At 73.4% G+C, this 16,562-nt stretch carries 1 protein-coding gene; it reads left to right on the plus strand.

The annotated features are described in order from the left end of the window. Positions 1–2 precede the first annotated feature (2 nt). Positions 3–16,547, plus strand: coding sequence for a non-ribosomal peptide synthetase (locus tag F9278_RS45065; protein WP_152173465.1), 16,545 nt, complete (start codon positions 3–5; stop codon positions 16,545–16,547). Positions 16,548–16,562: the final 15 nt, after the last annotated feature.

Raw genomic sequence — 16,562 nt, forward strand, 5'->3', positions numbered from 1 at the left:
CCATGAACACTTCCCCGACGCGTCCGGGCCTGCCGCTGACGGCGGCCCAGCACGGGGTGTGGGTCGCCCAGCGCCTCGCCCCCGACAGCCCGCTGTACACCTGCGGCATCTACTACGACGTCCCCGGCCCCGTGGACCGCGCCCTGCTGGCCCGCGCGGTCGAGCGGGCCGTCGCCGAGACCGAGGCACTGCGGGTCCGCTTCCCCGAGGACGGCTCAGCGGGCGGGGAGGCGGCCCGACAGGTCGTCGACCCGTCCGTCACGGGGGAGTTGGGGTACCTCGACCTCACCGGCGAGCCCGACCCGGCAGCCGCCGCCCGCGCCTGGATCGACGCCGAGGGGGCCCGGCCCGTCCCGCTCACCGGCGATCGGCTGTTCCGCCACACCCTGCTGCGCCTCGGCCCCGACCGACACTGGTTCCACTTCCGCTACCACCACATCCTCCTCGACGGCTACGGACAGGTCCTGCACTGCCGCCGGGTGCTGGAGGTCTACACAGCGCTCGCGGTGGGCGAACAGCCGCCCGCGAGCGGCTTCGGCACCCTGTCCGAGGTCCTGGCCGAGGAGAACGGCTACCTCGGCTCCGCCCGGCACGAGCGTGACGGCGCCTACTGGCGGCGGGAGTTCGCCGATCTGCCCGAGTCCACCGAGCTGGGCTCCTCCGGACCCACGGGCCTCGCGCCCAGTCTGCCCGGCGCACGTATGCGGCTGCCCGAGGAGACCGCCCTGCGCGTGCGCGGGCTCACCGGGTCCCGCTGGTCCCTGCCGGTGATCGCCGCCATGGCCGCCCACACCCACCGCGTCACCGGCGCCCACGACGTCCTCGTCCGCGTGTTCATGGCCGCGCGCCTCAGCCCGCACGCCCTGGCGACACCCGCCATGCTCGTCAACGACGTCCCCCTGCGGATTCCCGTGGACGGTGCGACGACCTTCACCGAACTGCTCGACCGGGTCGCCGCCCGCCTGGCCGAGGCGACCCGGCACCAGCGCTACCCGCACGACGAACTCCGCCGCGACCTCGCCGCCACCGCCCACCCGGGCACCATGAGCGGCCCGTCCCTGAACGTCCTCTCCTTCGCCGCCGCCCGTCTGCCCTTCGGGCCCGTCCAGGCCGAGGCACACCAGCTGGCCTCCGGCCCCGTCCGGGACCTCGCCCTGCACGCGTACGGCGACCCCGAGGCCGGCGACGGCATCGAGCTCACCGTCAACGCCCACCCCGGCCGCTTCACCCCCGAGACGGCCGCCACCCATCGCGACCGTTACGCCCGTCTCCTCACCGCCGCAACCGAGCACCCCGACCTGCCGATCGGCGCCCTCGACCTGCTCGACGACACGGAGTGGGAGCGCTTCCACGCCCGCAACGCCACCGACCGCGCGACGGACCCGCGCTCGCTGGTGGAGCTGTTCGAGGCCCAGGACCCGGCCGCCGAGGCCGTCGTCCTCGACGGCGAGCGGCTGACGTACGGCGAACTGGGCGCCCGCGCGAACCGCCTCGCACACGCCCTGCGCGGGCGCGGTGTGGGGCCGGAGTCGAGGGTGGCCGTGCGGCTGCCGCGCTCGGTGGACCTGATCGTCGCGCTGTGGGCGGTGCTGAAGACCGGCGCCGCGTACGTGCCCGTCGACACCGGCTACCCGGCCGACCGGATCGCGTACCTCCTCGCCGACGCCCGTACGTCCTTCGTCATCGACGAGCAGAACGTACGGACCCTCGGCGCGGGCGAGCCCGACACCGACCTCGGTGTCGTCCCGCGGGGGGACCACGCCGCGTACGTCATCCACACCTCGGGCACCACCGGCCGCCCCAAGGGCACCGTCGTCACCCACGCCGGCATCGCCAACATGCTGGCCTGGATGCAGGACGAGTACCGGCTGACCCCGGCGGACCGGGTCGTGCACAAGACGCCGGTCGGGTTCGACGTGTCGGTGTGGGAGGTCTTCTGGACCCTCACCCGGGGTGCGACGCTCGTCGTCGCCCGCCCCGACGGGCACCGCGACCCCGCCTATCTGGCCCGCCTGGTCCGCGACGAGCGGGTCACCGTCATCCACTTCGTCCCGGCGATGCTCGGCCCGTTCCTCGACGAGTACGTACCCGTCGACTCCCTGCGCATGGTCGGCTGCGGCGGCGAGGCCCTGCCCACCGGGCTCGCCGAGCGGTTCCACCGCGAGTGCGGCGCCCGGCTCCACAACTCCTACGGCCCCACCGAGTTCTCGGTCACCGCCACCTCCCACGCCTGCGCGCCCGGCACGCCCGTCACCATCGGCACGCCCACCCACAACTCCCGTGCGTACGTGCTCGATCCGGCCCTCCAGCCCGTTCCGGACGGTGTCACCGGCGAGCTGTACCTCGCGGGCGTCCAACTGGCGCGCGGCTATCTCGACCGGCCCGGCGCCACCGCCGAGCGGTTCGTCGCCGACCCGCACGGCCCGGCCGGCACCCGTATGTACCGCACCGGCGACCTCGTCCGCCGCCGCCCCGAGGGCGCCCTGGACTTCGTCGGACGCGCCGACGACCAGGTCAAGATCAACGGTCAGCGGGTCGAACCCGCCGAGGTTCAGGCCCTGTTGGCGGGCGCGCCCGGCGTCGAGCAGGCCGTCGTAGTCGTGCACGACACGGAGGCCGGTGGACGCCAACTCCTCGGCTATGTCACCGGCGAGCCCACCACCGACCCCCGGACCTGGCTCGCGGACCGGCTGCCCGCCCACATGGTCCCCACCGTCGTACGCACCCTGCCGTCCATCCCCGTCACCCCCAACGGCAAGATCGACCGCCGCGCCCTGCCCGCCCCGGCCAGGCAGGTAACCGGACGCGCGCCCGACAGCCCCATCGAGCACACCCTGCACGCCCTCGCCGCCGACCTGCTGAACCGCCCCGAACTGGGCGTGGACGACAACCTGTTCGCCCTCGGCGCGGACAGCATCCACGCCATCCAGATGGTCAGCCGCGCCCGCCGCCGGGGCCTGCACCTCACCCCCCAGGACGTCTTCCACCACCCGACCGTCGCCCGCCTCGCCGCCGTCGCGACCACGGCACCGGCGACCGCGCCCGTCGCGGACGACCCGGTCGGCGAACTCCCCGCGACACCGATGGCCCGGCGCCTCGCCGAACGCGGCGGCCCCACCGCCGGATTCGCCCAGTCCCTCCTCCTCACCACCGGGCCCGGCCTGTCGTACGACCGGCTCTGCGAGGCCCTGCAACGCGTCCTCGACCGCCACGACGCCCTGCGCATGCGAGGCCGGCACATCCGGCCCGTGGGCGCCGTACGGGCCGGAGACTGCCTGACCCGCGCCCGGGACGAGGACGTGGCCGCGCACAAGGAGGCCGCCCGTCGCGCGCTGTCGCCCGAGGACGGTGAGATGGTCCGGGCCGTGTGGTTCGAGTCGGGTCAACTGCTGCTCGTCCTGCACCACTTGGTCGTGGACGGTGTGTCCTGGCGCATCCTGCTGACCGACCTCGCCGAGGCCCTCGCGGACGGCGACCTGTCCCCGGCAGGCACCTCCCTGCGCGGCTGGGCCGGCCACCTCCGGGCTCCCGACGACGAACTCCCGCTGTGGACCGACCTGTTGTCCACGCCGGAACCCGTCCTCGGCGCCCGTCCCCTCGACCCCGCCCAGGACGTCCACGGCACCGCCCGCTCGATCACCGTCACCGTCCCGGCGGACCTCACCGGCACCCTGCTGACCACACTGCCCGCCGCCTACCGGGCGACCCCGGACGACATCCTCCTCGCCGCGCTCTCGGCCGCCGTGCAACGCCACCGGGGCGAGGGACCGGTCCTGGTCGACCTGGAGGGCCACGGACGCGACCACCTCCCCGACGGCATGGACCTGTCCACCACCGTCGGCTGGTTCACCCGTATCCACCCGGTCCGCCTCGCCGCCGGGACGGCGACCGGCCCCGCCCTGCTCAAACGCACCAAGGAGGAACTGCGCGCGGTCCCGCACGGCGGTCGCGGCCACGACCTGCTCCGCGACCGCCTCACCCGCCTGCCGGCACCCCAGATCTCCTTCAACTACCTGGGCCGCCTGGACGCCCAGGACCTCGGCGGCTGGCGCCTCGCCGACGACGCGACGCCGGTGGAACTCCTCGCCGACGACGGCCTCGCACTCACCCACGCCCTCCAGATCGACGCTCACGTCCGCGACGGCGAACTCACCGCCGAGTGGACCTACCCCTCGGGCGTCCTCACGGAGACCGAGGTCCGCGCCCTCGCCGAGGCCTGGACCGAGGCCCTCGCCGAACTCGCCGTCCACACGCGAGGCGGACTCACCGTCTCCGACGTACCCCTGGTCAGGATCACCCAGGAGGAGCTGGACCGGTTCCGGGGCGCCACCGACGTCCTGCCCCTCTCCCCGCTCCAGGAGGGCCTGCTCTTCCTCGCCCTGTACGAGCCCGAGGACCCGTACGTCGGCCAGCTCGTCCTGGAGACCGACGGCGGCTTCGACCCCGGGCGGATGCGGGCCGCCGCCACCGCCCTGCTGCACCGCCACCCCAACCTGCGCGCCGCCTTCCGCAGCCGCTCGGCGGGCGCTCCGGTGCGGGTCGTCCCGGCCGACGTCAAGGTGCCCTGGGAGGAGCGCGCCGAGGACGACCTGGAGACGTTCCTCGCCCGGGACCGCGCCCGGGGCTTCAGCGTCGTCCGGCCGCCCCTGCTGCGATTCACCGTCCTCGGCGACCGCCGTCTCGTCCTCACCCACCACCACCTGCTGCTGGACGGCTGGTCCCTGCCCCTGCTGGTACGCGAGCTGTTCACGCTGTACGGCGGCACCGAACCGCCCCCGGCCGCCGCCCCGTACCGCGACTATCCGGCCTGGCTCGACCGGCAGGACCGCGAGGCCTCCGCCGGGGTGTGGCGGGAGCGGCTCGCCGGTCTGGCGGCGCCCACCCTGCTCGCACGGGCCGACCGCGTCCGGGACGGACACGCCGTCCATGAGCTGGTCCTGTCCGAGGCGCTCACCGACGCCCTGACGTCGACGGCCCGCGCCCACCGGATCACCCTCAACACGGTCGTGCAGGGCCTGTGGGGGCTGCTGTTGAGCGCCTTCACCGGACGGGACGACGTCGTGTTCGGCGCGACCGTCTCCGGGCGCCCGCCCGAACTGCCCGGCGCGGAGTCGATGCTCGGACTGTTCGTCAACACCCTGCCGGTCCGGGTACGGATCGACCGCGACGAGACACTGGCCGCGCTGCTGACGCGGCTCCAGCACGAACAGCAGTCCCTCCACGCCCATCAGCACGCCTCCCTGGCGGAGCTGACCCGCGCCTCCGGCTTCGACGCGCTGTTCGACACCATCGTCGCCTTCGAGAACTACCCGATGGACGACGGCATCGAGGCCGGCGGCCTGCGCCTCGTCCACGCCGACCTCGTCGAGCGCACCCACTACCCGGTCACCCTGTCCGTCTTCCCCGGCGCACGGCTGCGGCTGAGGTTCTCCTACCTCGCCGGAGCCTTCGACGCGCCGGCCGTCACCCGCCTCGCCGACCTCCTGACCGACCTGATCGACAGCGCCGTCACCGAACTCGACGCCCCTGCGGGCGAGTTGATCGAGGTGGGTGCGGCGGACCGGCTGCTCGTCATGGGTGTGACGGCGGCGGAGACCGGCTCCGCGTCGCCGGTGGCGCCGGCCGACGGCGGCGGCGAGCCCCGCTCGCCCGAGGAGGCCTCACTGTGCGCCATCGTCGCCGACGTCCTCGGCGTCGAACGGGTCGGTGTGGAAGACGAGTTCTTCGCGCTCGGCGGCACCTCGATCCTGATGATCCGTCTGGTCCACCGGGTGCGCGACGAGTTCGGCGTCGACCTGTCGCTGCGCGACCTCTTCGCCGCCCCGACCGTCGCCGGTGTCGCCGAACGGCTGACCGGCCTCGCCCCGCAGGCCAAGCGCATCACGGCGGAGGAGCGGCCCGCCCGCATCCCGCTGTCGTTCGCCCAGGAACGCATGTGGTTCCTCCAGCGGCTCCAGGGCGCCTCGGGGACGTACAACATCCCCATCCAGGTCCGGCTCACCGGCCCGCTCGACGCGGACGCGCTCGGCGGTGCGCTCGCCGACCTGGTCGCCCGCCACGAGGCGCTGCGCACTCAGTACCTGGAGGACGCCGACGGCCCGCACCAGGTCGTCCTGCCCCCGGACACCGGCTTCACCATGGAGGTCGTACGGGACGCGGGCCCCGCTCCCGACCTGGCCGCCTCCGCCGCCCGCTCCTTCGACCTCACCCGCGACCTGCCCCTGCGGGCCACTCTCTACACGACCGGCCCCGACACCCACGTCCTGCTCCTGGTGGTGCACCACATCGCCACCGACGGAGCCTCGCTGCGCCCGTTCACCGAGGACCTCTCCGCCGCCTACCGGGCCCGGCTCGACGGCGACGCACCGCACTTCGGTGAACTGACCGTCCAGTACCCGGACTTCGCGATCTGGCAGCGTGAGACGCTCGCCGCGGACCTGCCCCGCCAGATCGACCACTGGAAGCAGCACCTGGACGGCCTGCCGCCCGAGGTCACCTTCCCCGGCGACCGCCCCCGCCCGGCGGTGGCCACCCACCGCGGCGACCACGTCGAGTTCCCCGTCGCCCCGGAGCTGTACCAGCGGATGCTGGACCTGGCCGGCCGCACCCGCACGACCCCGTTCATGGTCCTCCAGGCCGCCGTGTCACTGCTGCTGACCCGGCTCGGCGCGGGCGAGGACATCCCGCTCGGCGGAGTGATCGCCGACCGGCCCGACTCGGTCCTCGACGACGTGGTCGGCGTCTTCATCAACACCCTCGTCTACCGCATGGACACCTCGGGCGACCCCAGCTTCGAGGAACTGCTCGTCCGCGTCCGGGAGACGGGCCTCGCCGCCTACGCCCACCAGGGCGTCCCCTTCGAACGCCTGGTGGAGGAGCTGAACCCGGAGCGCTCCCGCTCCCGGCACGCCTTCTTCCAGGTGATGCTGGCCTGGCTGGACCTCACCGAGGCCCGCTTCGCGCTCCCCGGCGTCACCGCCGACCCCGGCCCGGTCACCAGCGGCACCGCCAAGTTCGATGTCCACTTCGACTGCCATGTCCACGAGGGCGGCGGCCTGTTGTGCCGTCTGGAGTACGCCACCGACCTGTACGACCGCCGTACGGCCGAGAGCTTCGCGACCCGCTTCGTCCGCGTCCTGGACCGCGTCACCACCGACCCCGGACAGCGGCTCTCCGAGGTGGACGTCCTCGGCGCCGACGACCGCGCCCTGGTGCTCACCCGCTGGAACGACACCGCCGTCCGGTGCGACGGCGAGGGCTCGCCGGTCGAACTGTTCGAGGCGCAAGCGCTTCGGAACCCCGACGCCGAGGCGGTCCGCTTCGAGGACGAGCGGGTCACGTACGGCGAGTTCGACGCCCGCGTGAACCGGCTCGCCCACGCCCTGCGGGAGCGGGGCGTCGGCCCCGAGTCACGGGTCGCCGTGATGCTGCCGCGCTCGGTCGACCTGATGGTGGCCCTGTGGGCGGTGCTCAAGGCGGGCGCCGCGTACGTACCCATCGACACCGGCTACCCGGCCGACCGGATCGCCTACATCCTCGCCGACTCCGGCGCCCGGCTGCTGATCTCCGACCGGGACGCGGACGGCTTCGAGCGGATCGCACCCGACGCCGAGGAGACCGGGGCGTCCGACGAAAGCCCCGAGGTGACGGCACACGGCGACAACGCCGCGTACGTCATCTACACCTCGGGCTCCACCGGCCGCCCCAAGGGCACGGTCAACACCTGCGCCGGCATGGCGAACCGGCTGTGGTGGATGCAGCGCGATCACCGACTCGCCCCGGGCGAACGGGTGTTGCAGTCCACCCCGGTCAGCTTCGACGTGTCGGTGTGGGAGGTCTTCTGGACCCTCATGTACGGCGGCACCCTCGTCGTCGCCCGCCCCGACGGCCACCGGGACCCGCTCTACCTGGAGCGGCTGATGCGCGAGGAGTCCGTCGCCGTCGTGCACCTCAGCGCGTCCATGCTCGGCGCCTACCTGGCCGAGACCCGGCTGCCGGACTCCGTCCGCCTGGTCGTCTCCGGCGACGAGGCCCTGCCCGCCGAGCTGGTCCGCCGCTTCCACGACGACTCGAACGCCCTGCTCCTGAACGCGTACGGCCCGACCGAGGCCGCCGTCGACGTCACCGCGTGGGCGGCACCGGCGGACACCGAGACCGTGCTGATCGGCGGGCCCGTCGCCAATACGCGGGCGTATGTGCTCGACGCGACGCTGACGCCGGTCGCGCCCGGTGTGCCGGGTGAACTGTACGTCGAGGGAGTCCAGTTGGCCCGTGGCTACCTCGACCGGCCCGCGCTGACCGCCGAACGGTTCGTCGCGAGCCCGTACGGCCCACCCGGGGCACGCATGTACCGCACCGGGGACGTGGCGCGCTGGACGGCGGACGGCGAACTGGAGTACCTCGGGCGCGCCGACAACCAGGTCAAGCTGCGCGGCTTCCGCGTCGAACTCGGCGAGATCGAGGACGCGCTCGCCGACCACCCGGCCGTCGCCCAGGCCGCCGCTGCCGTCCACGGGCAGTGGCTGGTCGGGTACGTCGTGCCCGCCGCCCCGGGCGCCCCGGTCGACCCGGAGACGTTGCGCGACCGGCTCGCGGCCCGGCTGCCCGAGTACATGGTCCCGGCCCAGATCGTCACCCTGGACGAACTGCCGCTCACCCCGAACGGCAAGCTCGACCGCAAGGCCCTGCCGGTCCCCGACCTCGCGCACCCCGCCGGGCGCGGCCCGCGCACCCCGCAGGAGGAGATCCTGTGCGGGCTGTTCGCCGAGGTGCTCCGCGTGCCCGAGGTCTCGATCGACGACGACTTCTTCGCGCTCGGCGGCCACTCCCTGCTGGTGACCCGGCTGGCGAGCCGGATCCGCGCCGCGCTCGACACCGACCTCGAACTGTCGGTCCTGTTCGAGGCGACCACCGTGGCGAAGCTCGCGTCCCGCCTCACCGCGAACGGCCCACGCCGCTCCGGCGTCACGGCACAGCCGCGCGAAGGACGCCTGCCCCTGTCGTACGCCCAGGAACGGCTGTGGTTCCTGCACCGCTTCGAGGGCCCGTCCCCGACGTACAACCTGCCCGTCGCACTGAGCCTGACCGGCGACCTCGACGTACCCGCGCTCACCGCCGCCCTGGACGACCTGGCCGGGCGGCACGAGGCCCTGCGGACGGTCTTCGCCGAGGACGAGCACGGGCCCCACCAGGTCGTGCTGCCGTCGGTGCCGCCGCTGAGCGTCGTGCGCGCGGACCAGCAGGCACCGGCGGACCAGGAGGCACCGGCGGACCGGGAGGCACTGGACGAGCGCATCGCCGAGGCGGTCCGCACCCCGTTCGACCTCACCGCCCAACCCCCGCTCCGCGCCACCCTGTTCGACCTCGGCGCGGGCGAACACGTACTGCTCCTCGTCCTGCACCACATCGCCGGCGACGGCGCCTCCATGGCCCCGCTCGCCCGCGACCTCGCCACCGCGTACGCCGCCCGCACCAGGGGAGCGGAACCCGACTGGCCGCAACTGCCCGTCCAGTACGCCGACTTCGCTGTCTGGCAGCGGCGGGCGCTGGGCGAGGCCGACGACCCGGACAGCGCGCTCGCCCACCAGCTGGACCACTGGCGTACGACGCTCACCGGGCTGCCCGAGCAGATGGAGTTGCCCTTCGACCGGCCCCGGCCCGCCGTCCCGACCCACCGCGGTGACACCGTGCCCTACACGGTCGAGCCCGCCGTCCACGAGGCGCTGGTCCGGCTCGCCCGCGCGCACCACACGACCGTCTTCATGGTCGTGCACGCCGCCCTGGCCACCCTGCTGCACCGGCTCGGCGCGGGCGACGACATCGTGATCGGCTCACCGGTCGCGGGCCGCACGGACGAGGCCCTCACACCCCTGGTCGGCTTCTTCGCCAACAACCTGGTGCTGCGCACCGACCTGACCGGCGACCCCGACTTCACCGAGGTGCTGCGCCGGGTACGGGCCGCAGACCTGGCCGCCTACGCCCACCAGGACGTGCCGTTCGAACGGGTCGTGGAGGCGGTCAACCCGGCACGCTCCACCGCCCGGCACCCGCTGTTCCAGACCGGCCTGAACTTCAACGGCGCCGACCAGCAGGCGGCCCTCGACCTCGCCGTGGACCTGCCGGGCCTCACCGCGCGCGTACGGCCGGTCGCCTCGCCCGCCGCCAAGTTCGACCTGTCGTTCTTCCTCACCGAACGGCCCGAGGGCGGGGCGCACGGACTCCTGGAGTTCGCCACCGACCTGTTCGACCCCGACTCGGCCGCCCGGATCGCCGAGCGCTTCACCCGGCTGCTCGCCGACATCGTCGCCGAACCCGGCCGCCCGGTGGGGGAGTTCGACGTGGTGGACGCCGACGAGCGGCGGCTGCTGCTCACCGAGTGGAACACCACCGCCCACGAGGTGCCCGCACGGACGCTCACCGACCTGATCGAGGCCCAGGCCGCCCGCACCCCGGAAGCCCCGGCCGTCGTCTTCGGCGCCACCGAGCTGACGTACGCCGAACTCGACGCCCGCGCCGACCGGTTGGCCCGGCACCTGATCGACCTCGGGGCCGGTCCGGAGCGCTATGTCGCCGTACTGATGCCGGTCTCCGAGGACATCCCGGTGACCCTGCTGGCCGCCCTGAAGACCGGCGCCGGCTATCTGCCGCTCGACCCGGCGCACCCGGCCGACCGCCTCGCCTTCATGCTCGGCGACATCGCCCCGGTCGCGGTCGTCACCACGGCCGAACTCGCCGACACCGTCAGCACGTTGACGGACGCGACGATCGTGCTCACGGACGACCCCGCGCCCGTCCGGCGGCCGTCCGGCCCGCTCCCCACCGTGAACCGGCGGCCCGAGCACGCCGCCTTCGTCATCTTCACCTCGGGCTCCACCGGACGGCCCAAGGCGGTCGTCGTCGAACACCGCTCGCTGGTCGCCTACCTGGCCTGGGCGACCCACGAGTACGCGAGCCTGCGACAGCGCGTCCTGGTGCACTCTCCGGTCTCCTTCGACCTCACCGCCACCGGCATGTTCGGCCCGCTGATCTCCGGCGGCACCGTGGAACTGGTCCGCTGGACCGCGAGCGGCCCGGACCCGGACGCGGCCGTCACCCGGCCCGATTTCGTCAAGGCCACCCCCAGCCATCTGCACCTGCTGGGCGTGGTGCCCGAGGAGTACTCGCCCGGCGGCCAACTCGTCCTCGGTGGCGAGTCGTTGCTCGGCGACGTCCTGGACGCCTGGCGCTCCCGGCACCCCGGGGTGACCGTCCTCAACGAGTACGGCCCGACCGAGACCACCGTCGGCTGCAGCCTGTTCCGCATCGAACCCGGGGACCCCGTACCGCCCGGTGTCATCACCATCGGCACACCCGCCTGGAACACCCGGATGTACGTGCTGGACGCGCTGCTCCGCCCGGCCCCCGTCGGCACCGCCGGCGAACTGTACGTCGCGGGCGACCTCGTCACCCGTGGCTACCACGGCCGCCCCGGCCTGACCGCGGGCCGCTTCGTCGCGAGCCCGTACGGCCCGCCCGGCTCCCGGATGTACCGCACGGGCGACCTGGCCCGCTGGACGGCCGCCGGACGGCTGGAGTTCGTCAGCCGCGTCGACGACCAGGTGAAGATCCGCGGCTTCCGCATCGAACTCGGCGAGGTGGAAGCCGTCCTGACCGCCCGGCCGGGCATCGACGCCGCCGCCGTGGTCGTCCGCGAGGACACCCCCGGCGACAAGCGCCTCGTCGCCTACGTGGTGCCGGAGCCGGACCACCCGGCGGACCCGGCCGCCCTGCGCGCCGCAGCCGCGCGGGCCCTGCCCGACTACATGGTCCCGGCCGCCTTCGTCGCGCTGGAGACCCTGCCGCTGACCGCCAACGGCAAGGTCGCCCGCAAGGCGCTGCCGGCCCCGGACCTCAGCGCCGAGGGCTCGGGCCGGCCGCCCGCCGACGGCATGGAACGACGGGTGGCGGACCTCTTCGCCGCCGTCCTCGGCCTGCCCGACATCGGCGCCGACGACGACTTCTTCCGCCTCGGCGGCCACTCCCTGCTCGTCGCCCGGCTGGTCAACCGCGTCCGGGCCGAGCTGGGCGCCGAGTTGTCCATTCGGGACGTCTTCGAGCACTCGACCGTCGCCCGACTCGCCGAACTCCTGTCCGGCCGACCGACGAAGGCCCCACGGACACCGCTCGTCCGGCGCGAAGGGGCCGATCGGCCCGAGCGGGTGCCGCTCTCGGCGGCACAGCGACGGATGTGGTTCCTCGACCGGCTCGACGGCCAGGCACAGACGTACACCATCCCCGTCGTCCTGCGCATGACGGGCGCCCTCGACCCGGACGCCCTGCGGGACGCCTTCGGCGACCTGGTCCGGCGCCACGAAGTGCTGCGCACGGTGATCGCCGACGGACCGGACGGACCGCACCAGGCCGTCTTCGACACCGAACCGCCTTTCGCGATCCGGCCGTTGAAGCCCGTCGACTTCGCCGCAGGGGTGGCGGAGGCCGCCCGCACGCCCTTCTCCCTCGACCACCAACCACCCATCCGCGCCGCGCTGTTCACCGACGGAGACCGCGAACACGCCCTGCTGCTGCTCCTGCACCACATCGCGGGCGACGGCTCGTCCATGCGCCCTCTCGCCGCCGACCTCTCCACGGCCTACACCGCCCGCCTCGCCGGCCACGCCCCCGACTGGGCCCCGCTGCCCCTCCAGTACGCCGACTACGCCCTGTGGGAACGCGAACTCCCCGCCGAACGGCTCGACTTCTGGGCCGAGGAGCTGGCCGGGATCCCCGACCAGATCGAGCTGCCCACCGACCGACTCCGGCCCGCCGTCGCCACCCAGCGCGGGGGCACGGTGCCCTTCACGGTGCCGGCGGCACTCCGCGACCGGGTCGACGCGCTCGCCCGCGACCGGGGCGCCAGCGCCTTCATGGTGCTGCACGCCACCCTCGTCACCCTGCTGAACCGGCTCGGCGCCGGCGACGACATCGTGATCGGCACGCCCGTGGAGGGCCGCCCCGACACCGCCCTCGAAGACCTCGTCGGGCTCTTCGCCAACACCCTTGTCCTGCGCGCCGACACCTCCGGCGACCCCACCTTCGAGGAACTGCTCGACCGGGTGCGCGCGACCGACGTGGCGGCCTACGACCACACCGATGCGCCCTTCGAGCAACTGGTCGAGGTCCTCAACCCGGCGCGCTCACGCTCCCGACACCCGCTGTTCCAGGTCATGCTGACGGTCAATCAGGAGACGGTCGCTCCCACACTGCCCGGCCTTGAGGTGACCGTCGGGAATGTCCACGGCGACCGGGCCAAGTTCGACCTGTCGCTGACCCTCACCGAGAGCCGGGAGGGCGGCTGGTCGGGATGGGTCGAGTACGCCTCCGACCTGTTCGACCGTGCCACCGCCGCAAGCGTCGCCGCCCGCTATCTGCGCCTGCTGGAGGAGGTGACAGCCGACCCGGCCCGCCCCCTGCACACCCTGCCCCTGCTCACCCCCGCCGAACGCGAGGACGTACTCGTCCGCCGCAACGACACCGCCCGGCCACTGCCGCAGGCATCGCTCCCGGAGATGTTCGAGGCGCAGGCGGCGCGCACGCCGCACGCCGTGGCCGTCGTCACGGACGGCACGGAGATCTTGGACGGCACCGAGACCTCGGACGGCACGGAGATCTCGAACAGTACAAAACTGACGTACGACGAGCTGAACCGTGACGCCAACCGGCTCGCCCGGCACCTGATCGCGCTCGGCGCCGGACCGGAGACCGTCGTCGCCGTCGTGCTGCCGCGCCGCCCGGACGTGGTCGTGGCGCTGCTCGCGGTCCTGAAGACGGGGGCGGCGTACCTGCCCGTGGACCCGGCCAACCCGCAGGCACGCATCGACGCCCTGGTCGCGGACGCGGGCGCACGGATCGTGCTCGACGAGAGGACCCTCCCGGCCGAACTGGACGACCTCCCCGACAGCGACCTGAGCCGTCCCCTCCACCCCCACCAGGCCGCCTACCTGATCTACACCTCCGGATCGACGGGCCGCCCGAAGGGAGTGGTCGTCGAACACGGCTCGCTCGCCGCCTATCTGAGCGAGGCCGTGGCGATGTACCCGGCCGCGTCCGGCGAGTCCCTGGTCCACACCTCCCTCGCCTTCGACATGCCGGTGACCACCCTGTTCACCCCGCTCATCACGGGCGGCCGGGTGCGGTTCGCGGACCTGGACGAGGACACCCCGACCCCCGACCTGCTCAAGGTCACCCCGAGCCATCTGCGCCTGCTGGAGTCACTGCCCGACCACGTCGGCGACGCCCGCAACCTGGTCATCGGCGGCGAGGCACTCGACGGCACGGCGTTGCAGGCCTGGCGCGAGAGGCACCCCGACGCCGTGGTGTTCAACGAGTACGGCCCGACCGAGGCGACCGTCGGCTGCGTCGTCCACCGCCTCGAACCGCACGACGGCCTCGACACGGGCCCGGTACCCATCGGCCGCCCCATCGCAGGCGCGCGCGTCTACGTGCTCGACGACCACCTCCAGCCCGTCCCCGACGGGATCTGGGGCGAGCTGTACCTCGCCGGCGCCGGACTCGCCCGAGGCTACGCCGGGCGTCCCGCCCAGAGCGCCGAACGCTTCGTCGCCGACCCGTACGGCCCACCCGGCACCCGCATGTACCGCGTCGGCGACCGGGCCCGCTGGAACCGCGCCGGGGTACTGGAGTACGCCGGACGCGTCGACGACCAGGTCAAGATCCGGGGCTACCGGATAGAGCCGGGTGAGATCGAGACGGCCCTGACGGCACTGGACGGAATCGCTCAAGCCGCGGTGACAGCCCGCGAGGACCGCCCCGGCGACAAACGCCTGGTCGCCTACGTGGTGCCAGGTGGAACCCCCGGACGAGGAGCGCCCCGTAAGGGGCGCGGGGAACTGCGCGACCAGCCCCCACAAACCCGCAGCGAACAAACGACCTATCCAATCAACCCCGACGACCTACGGGCCAAGCTCGCCGCGACGCTACCCCCCTACCTCATCCCCTCCACCTTCATCGAGATCGACGAAATCCCACTGAACCCCAACGGCAAGCTCGACCGCAGGTCACTGCCCGCCCCACCGGACACCACCCCCGGCACCGGCAGGGCCCCCCGCACCCCACAAGAGGCCCAGCTGTGCACCCTGTTCGCCGAAGCGCTGAACGTGTCCGAGGTCTCCGCCGACGACGACTTCTTCGCGCTGGGCGGTCACTCCCTGCTCGCCGTCCGTCTGGCCGGCCGCATCGGTGAGACGCTGGCGGTCCGCTTCAGCCTCTCGGCGCTGCTCGAAGCACCGACCCCCGCGGGACTGGCCCGCCACCTCACGGAGGGCGGCCCGCGCACCGCGTCATGGGTACCGGACTCGGAAGCCGAGCTGAGTCCCGCCCTGCGCTTCACCTCCGGCACCTCCCTCACCGGCCCGTCCGACGAGACGCATGGCGAAGCGCACCCCGGTGGTCCTCGGGAGATTCTGCTGACCGGGGCCACGGGATTCGTCGGAGCGTTCCTCCTGTCCGAGCTGCTGCACCGGACGTCGGCGCGGGTGCACTGCCTCGTCCGCGCGCGGACCGACGCGGAGGCGGGCGAGCGGCTGACCGGGGCCCTGCGGCGCTACGGCATCGACCTCGGGCCGACGCCGGACGCCGGCTCGCGGCTGAAGGTCGTCCGGGGAGACCTCGCGGCAGCGGACCTCGGTCTCGACCCCACGGACTGGGCGGGGCTGCGCGAGCGGGTCGACACGATCGTCCACAGCGGCGCACACGTCCACCACCTCTCGCCGTACGCCCAGCTGAAACCGGCCAACGTGGAGGGCACCCGGACCCTGCTGCGCCTGGCCGCAGAAGGCAGGCCGAAGGCGTTCCACCACCTCTCCACCCTGGGGGTGTTCACGCTCGGCCAGAACTCCCGGCTGGTCACGGAGGGTTCACCGATCGACGGTGAGAAGCACCCGTTCGGGAACGGGTACGCGGCGAGCAAATGGGTCGCGGACCGGCTCGTCGAGCGTGCCTTCGAACGGGGGGCCTCCGGCGGCATCCACCGGCTCGGCCGCGTCTGGGCGCACACCTCGACCGGTGCCGTCAGTCGGGACGACATGTTCTCCCGGCTGCTCACCAGCTGTGCCGCGCTCGGCTGCCATCCGGTCGGACCGGATCTGGCGGAAGCACTGCTGCCCGTCGACGTCCTGGCCCGCGCCGTCGTGGAACTGATCCTGACCGGGACGGGAACCGCCCGTGTGCACCACCTCCACCACCCGCGCGGGGTCGGAGCCGACGTCTTCATGAACGGCCACGACCGGATGCGCGGGACGGCCTCCGAACCGCTCCCGCCCACCGAGTGGCTGCGCCGTCTGCGGCGCGCGAGCGAACGGGGACAGGACCTGCCGATCCTGCCCTACCTGGCGTATCTCGAAGAGCACGCGAGGAACACTCCCGACCCCCAGCGGCCGACGCTGGCGTTCGAGAACGACAGGACGCTTCGGCGGCTGCGGGATCTGGCGGTCGCGATCCCGGACATCGACGACACCGCGATCTCCCGCTACTGGGACTTCGTCGAACGGTGAGGCCGGCCACGCACA

Source organism: Streptomyces phaeolivaceus, from assembly GCF_009184865.1.
Taxonomy (GTDB): Bacteria; Actinomycetota; Actinomycetes; order Streptomycetales; family Streptomycetaceae; genus Streptomyces; species Streptomyces phaeolivaceus.

Coding starts and splice junctions, on each gene's coding strand:
- F9278_RS45065 (WP_152173465.1), top strand. CDS start 3: ATGAACACTTCCCCGACGCGTCCGGGCCTGCCGCTGACGGCGGCCCAG.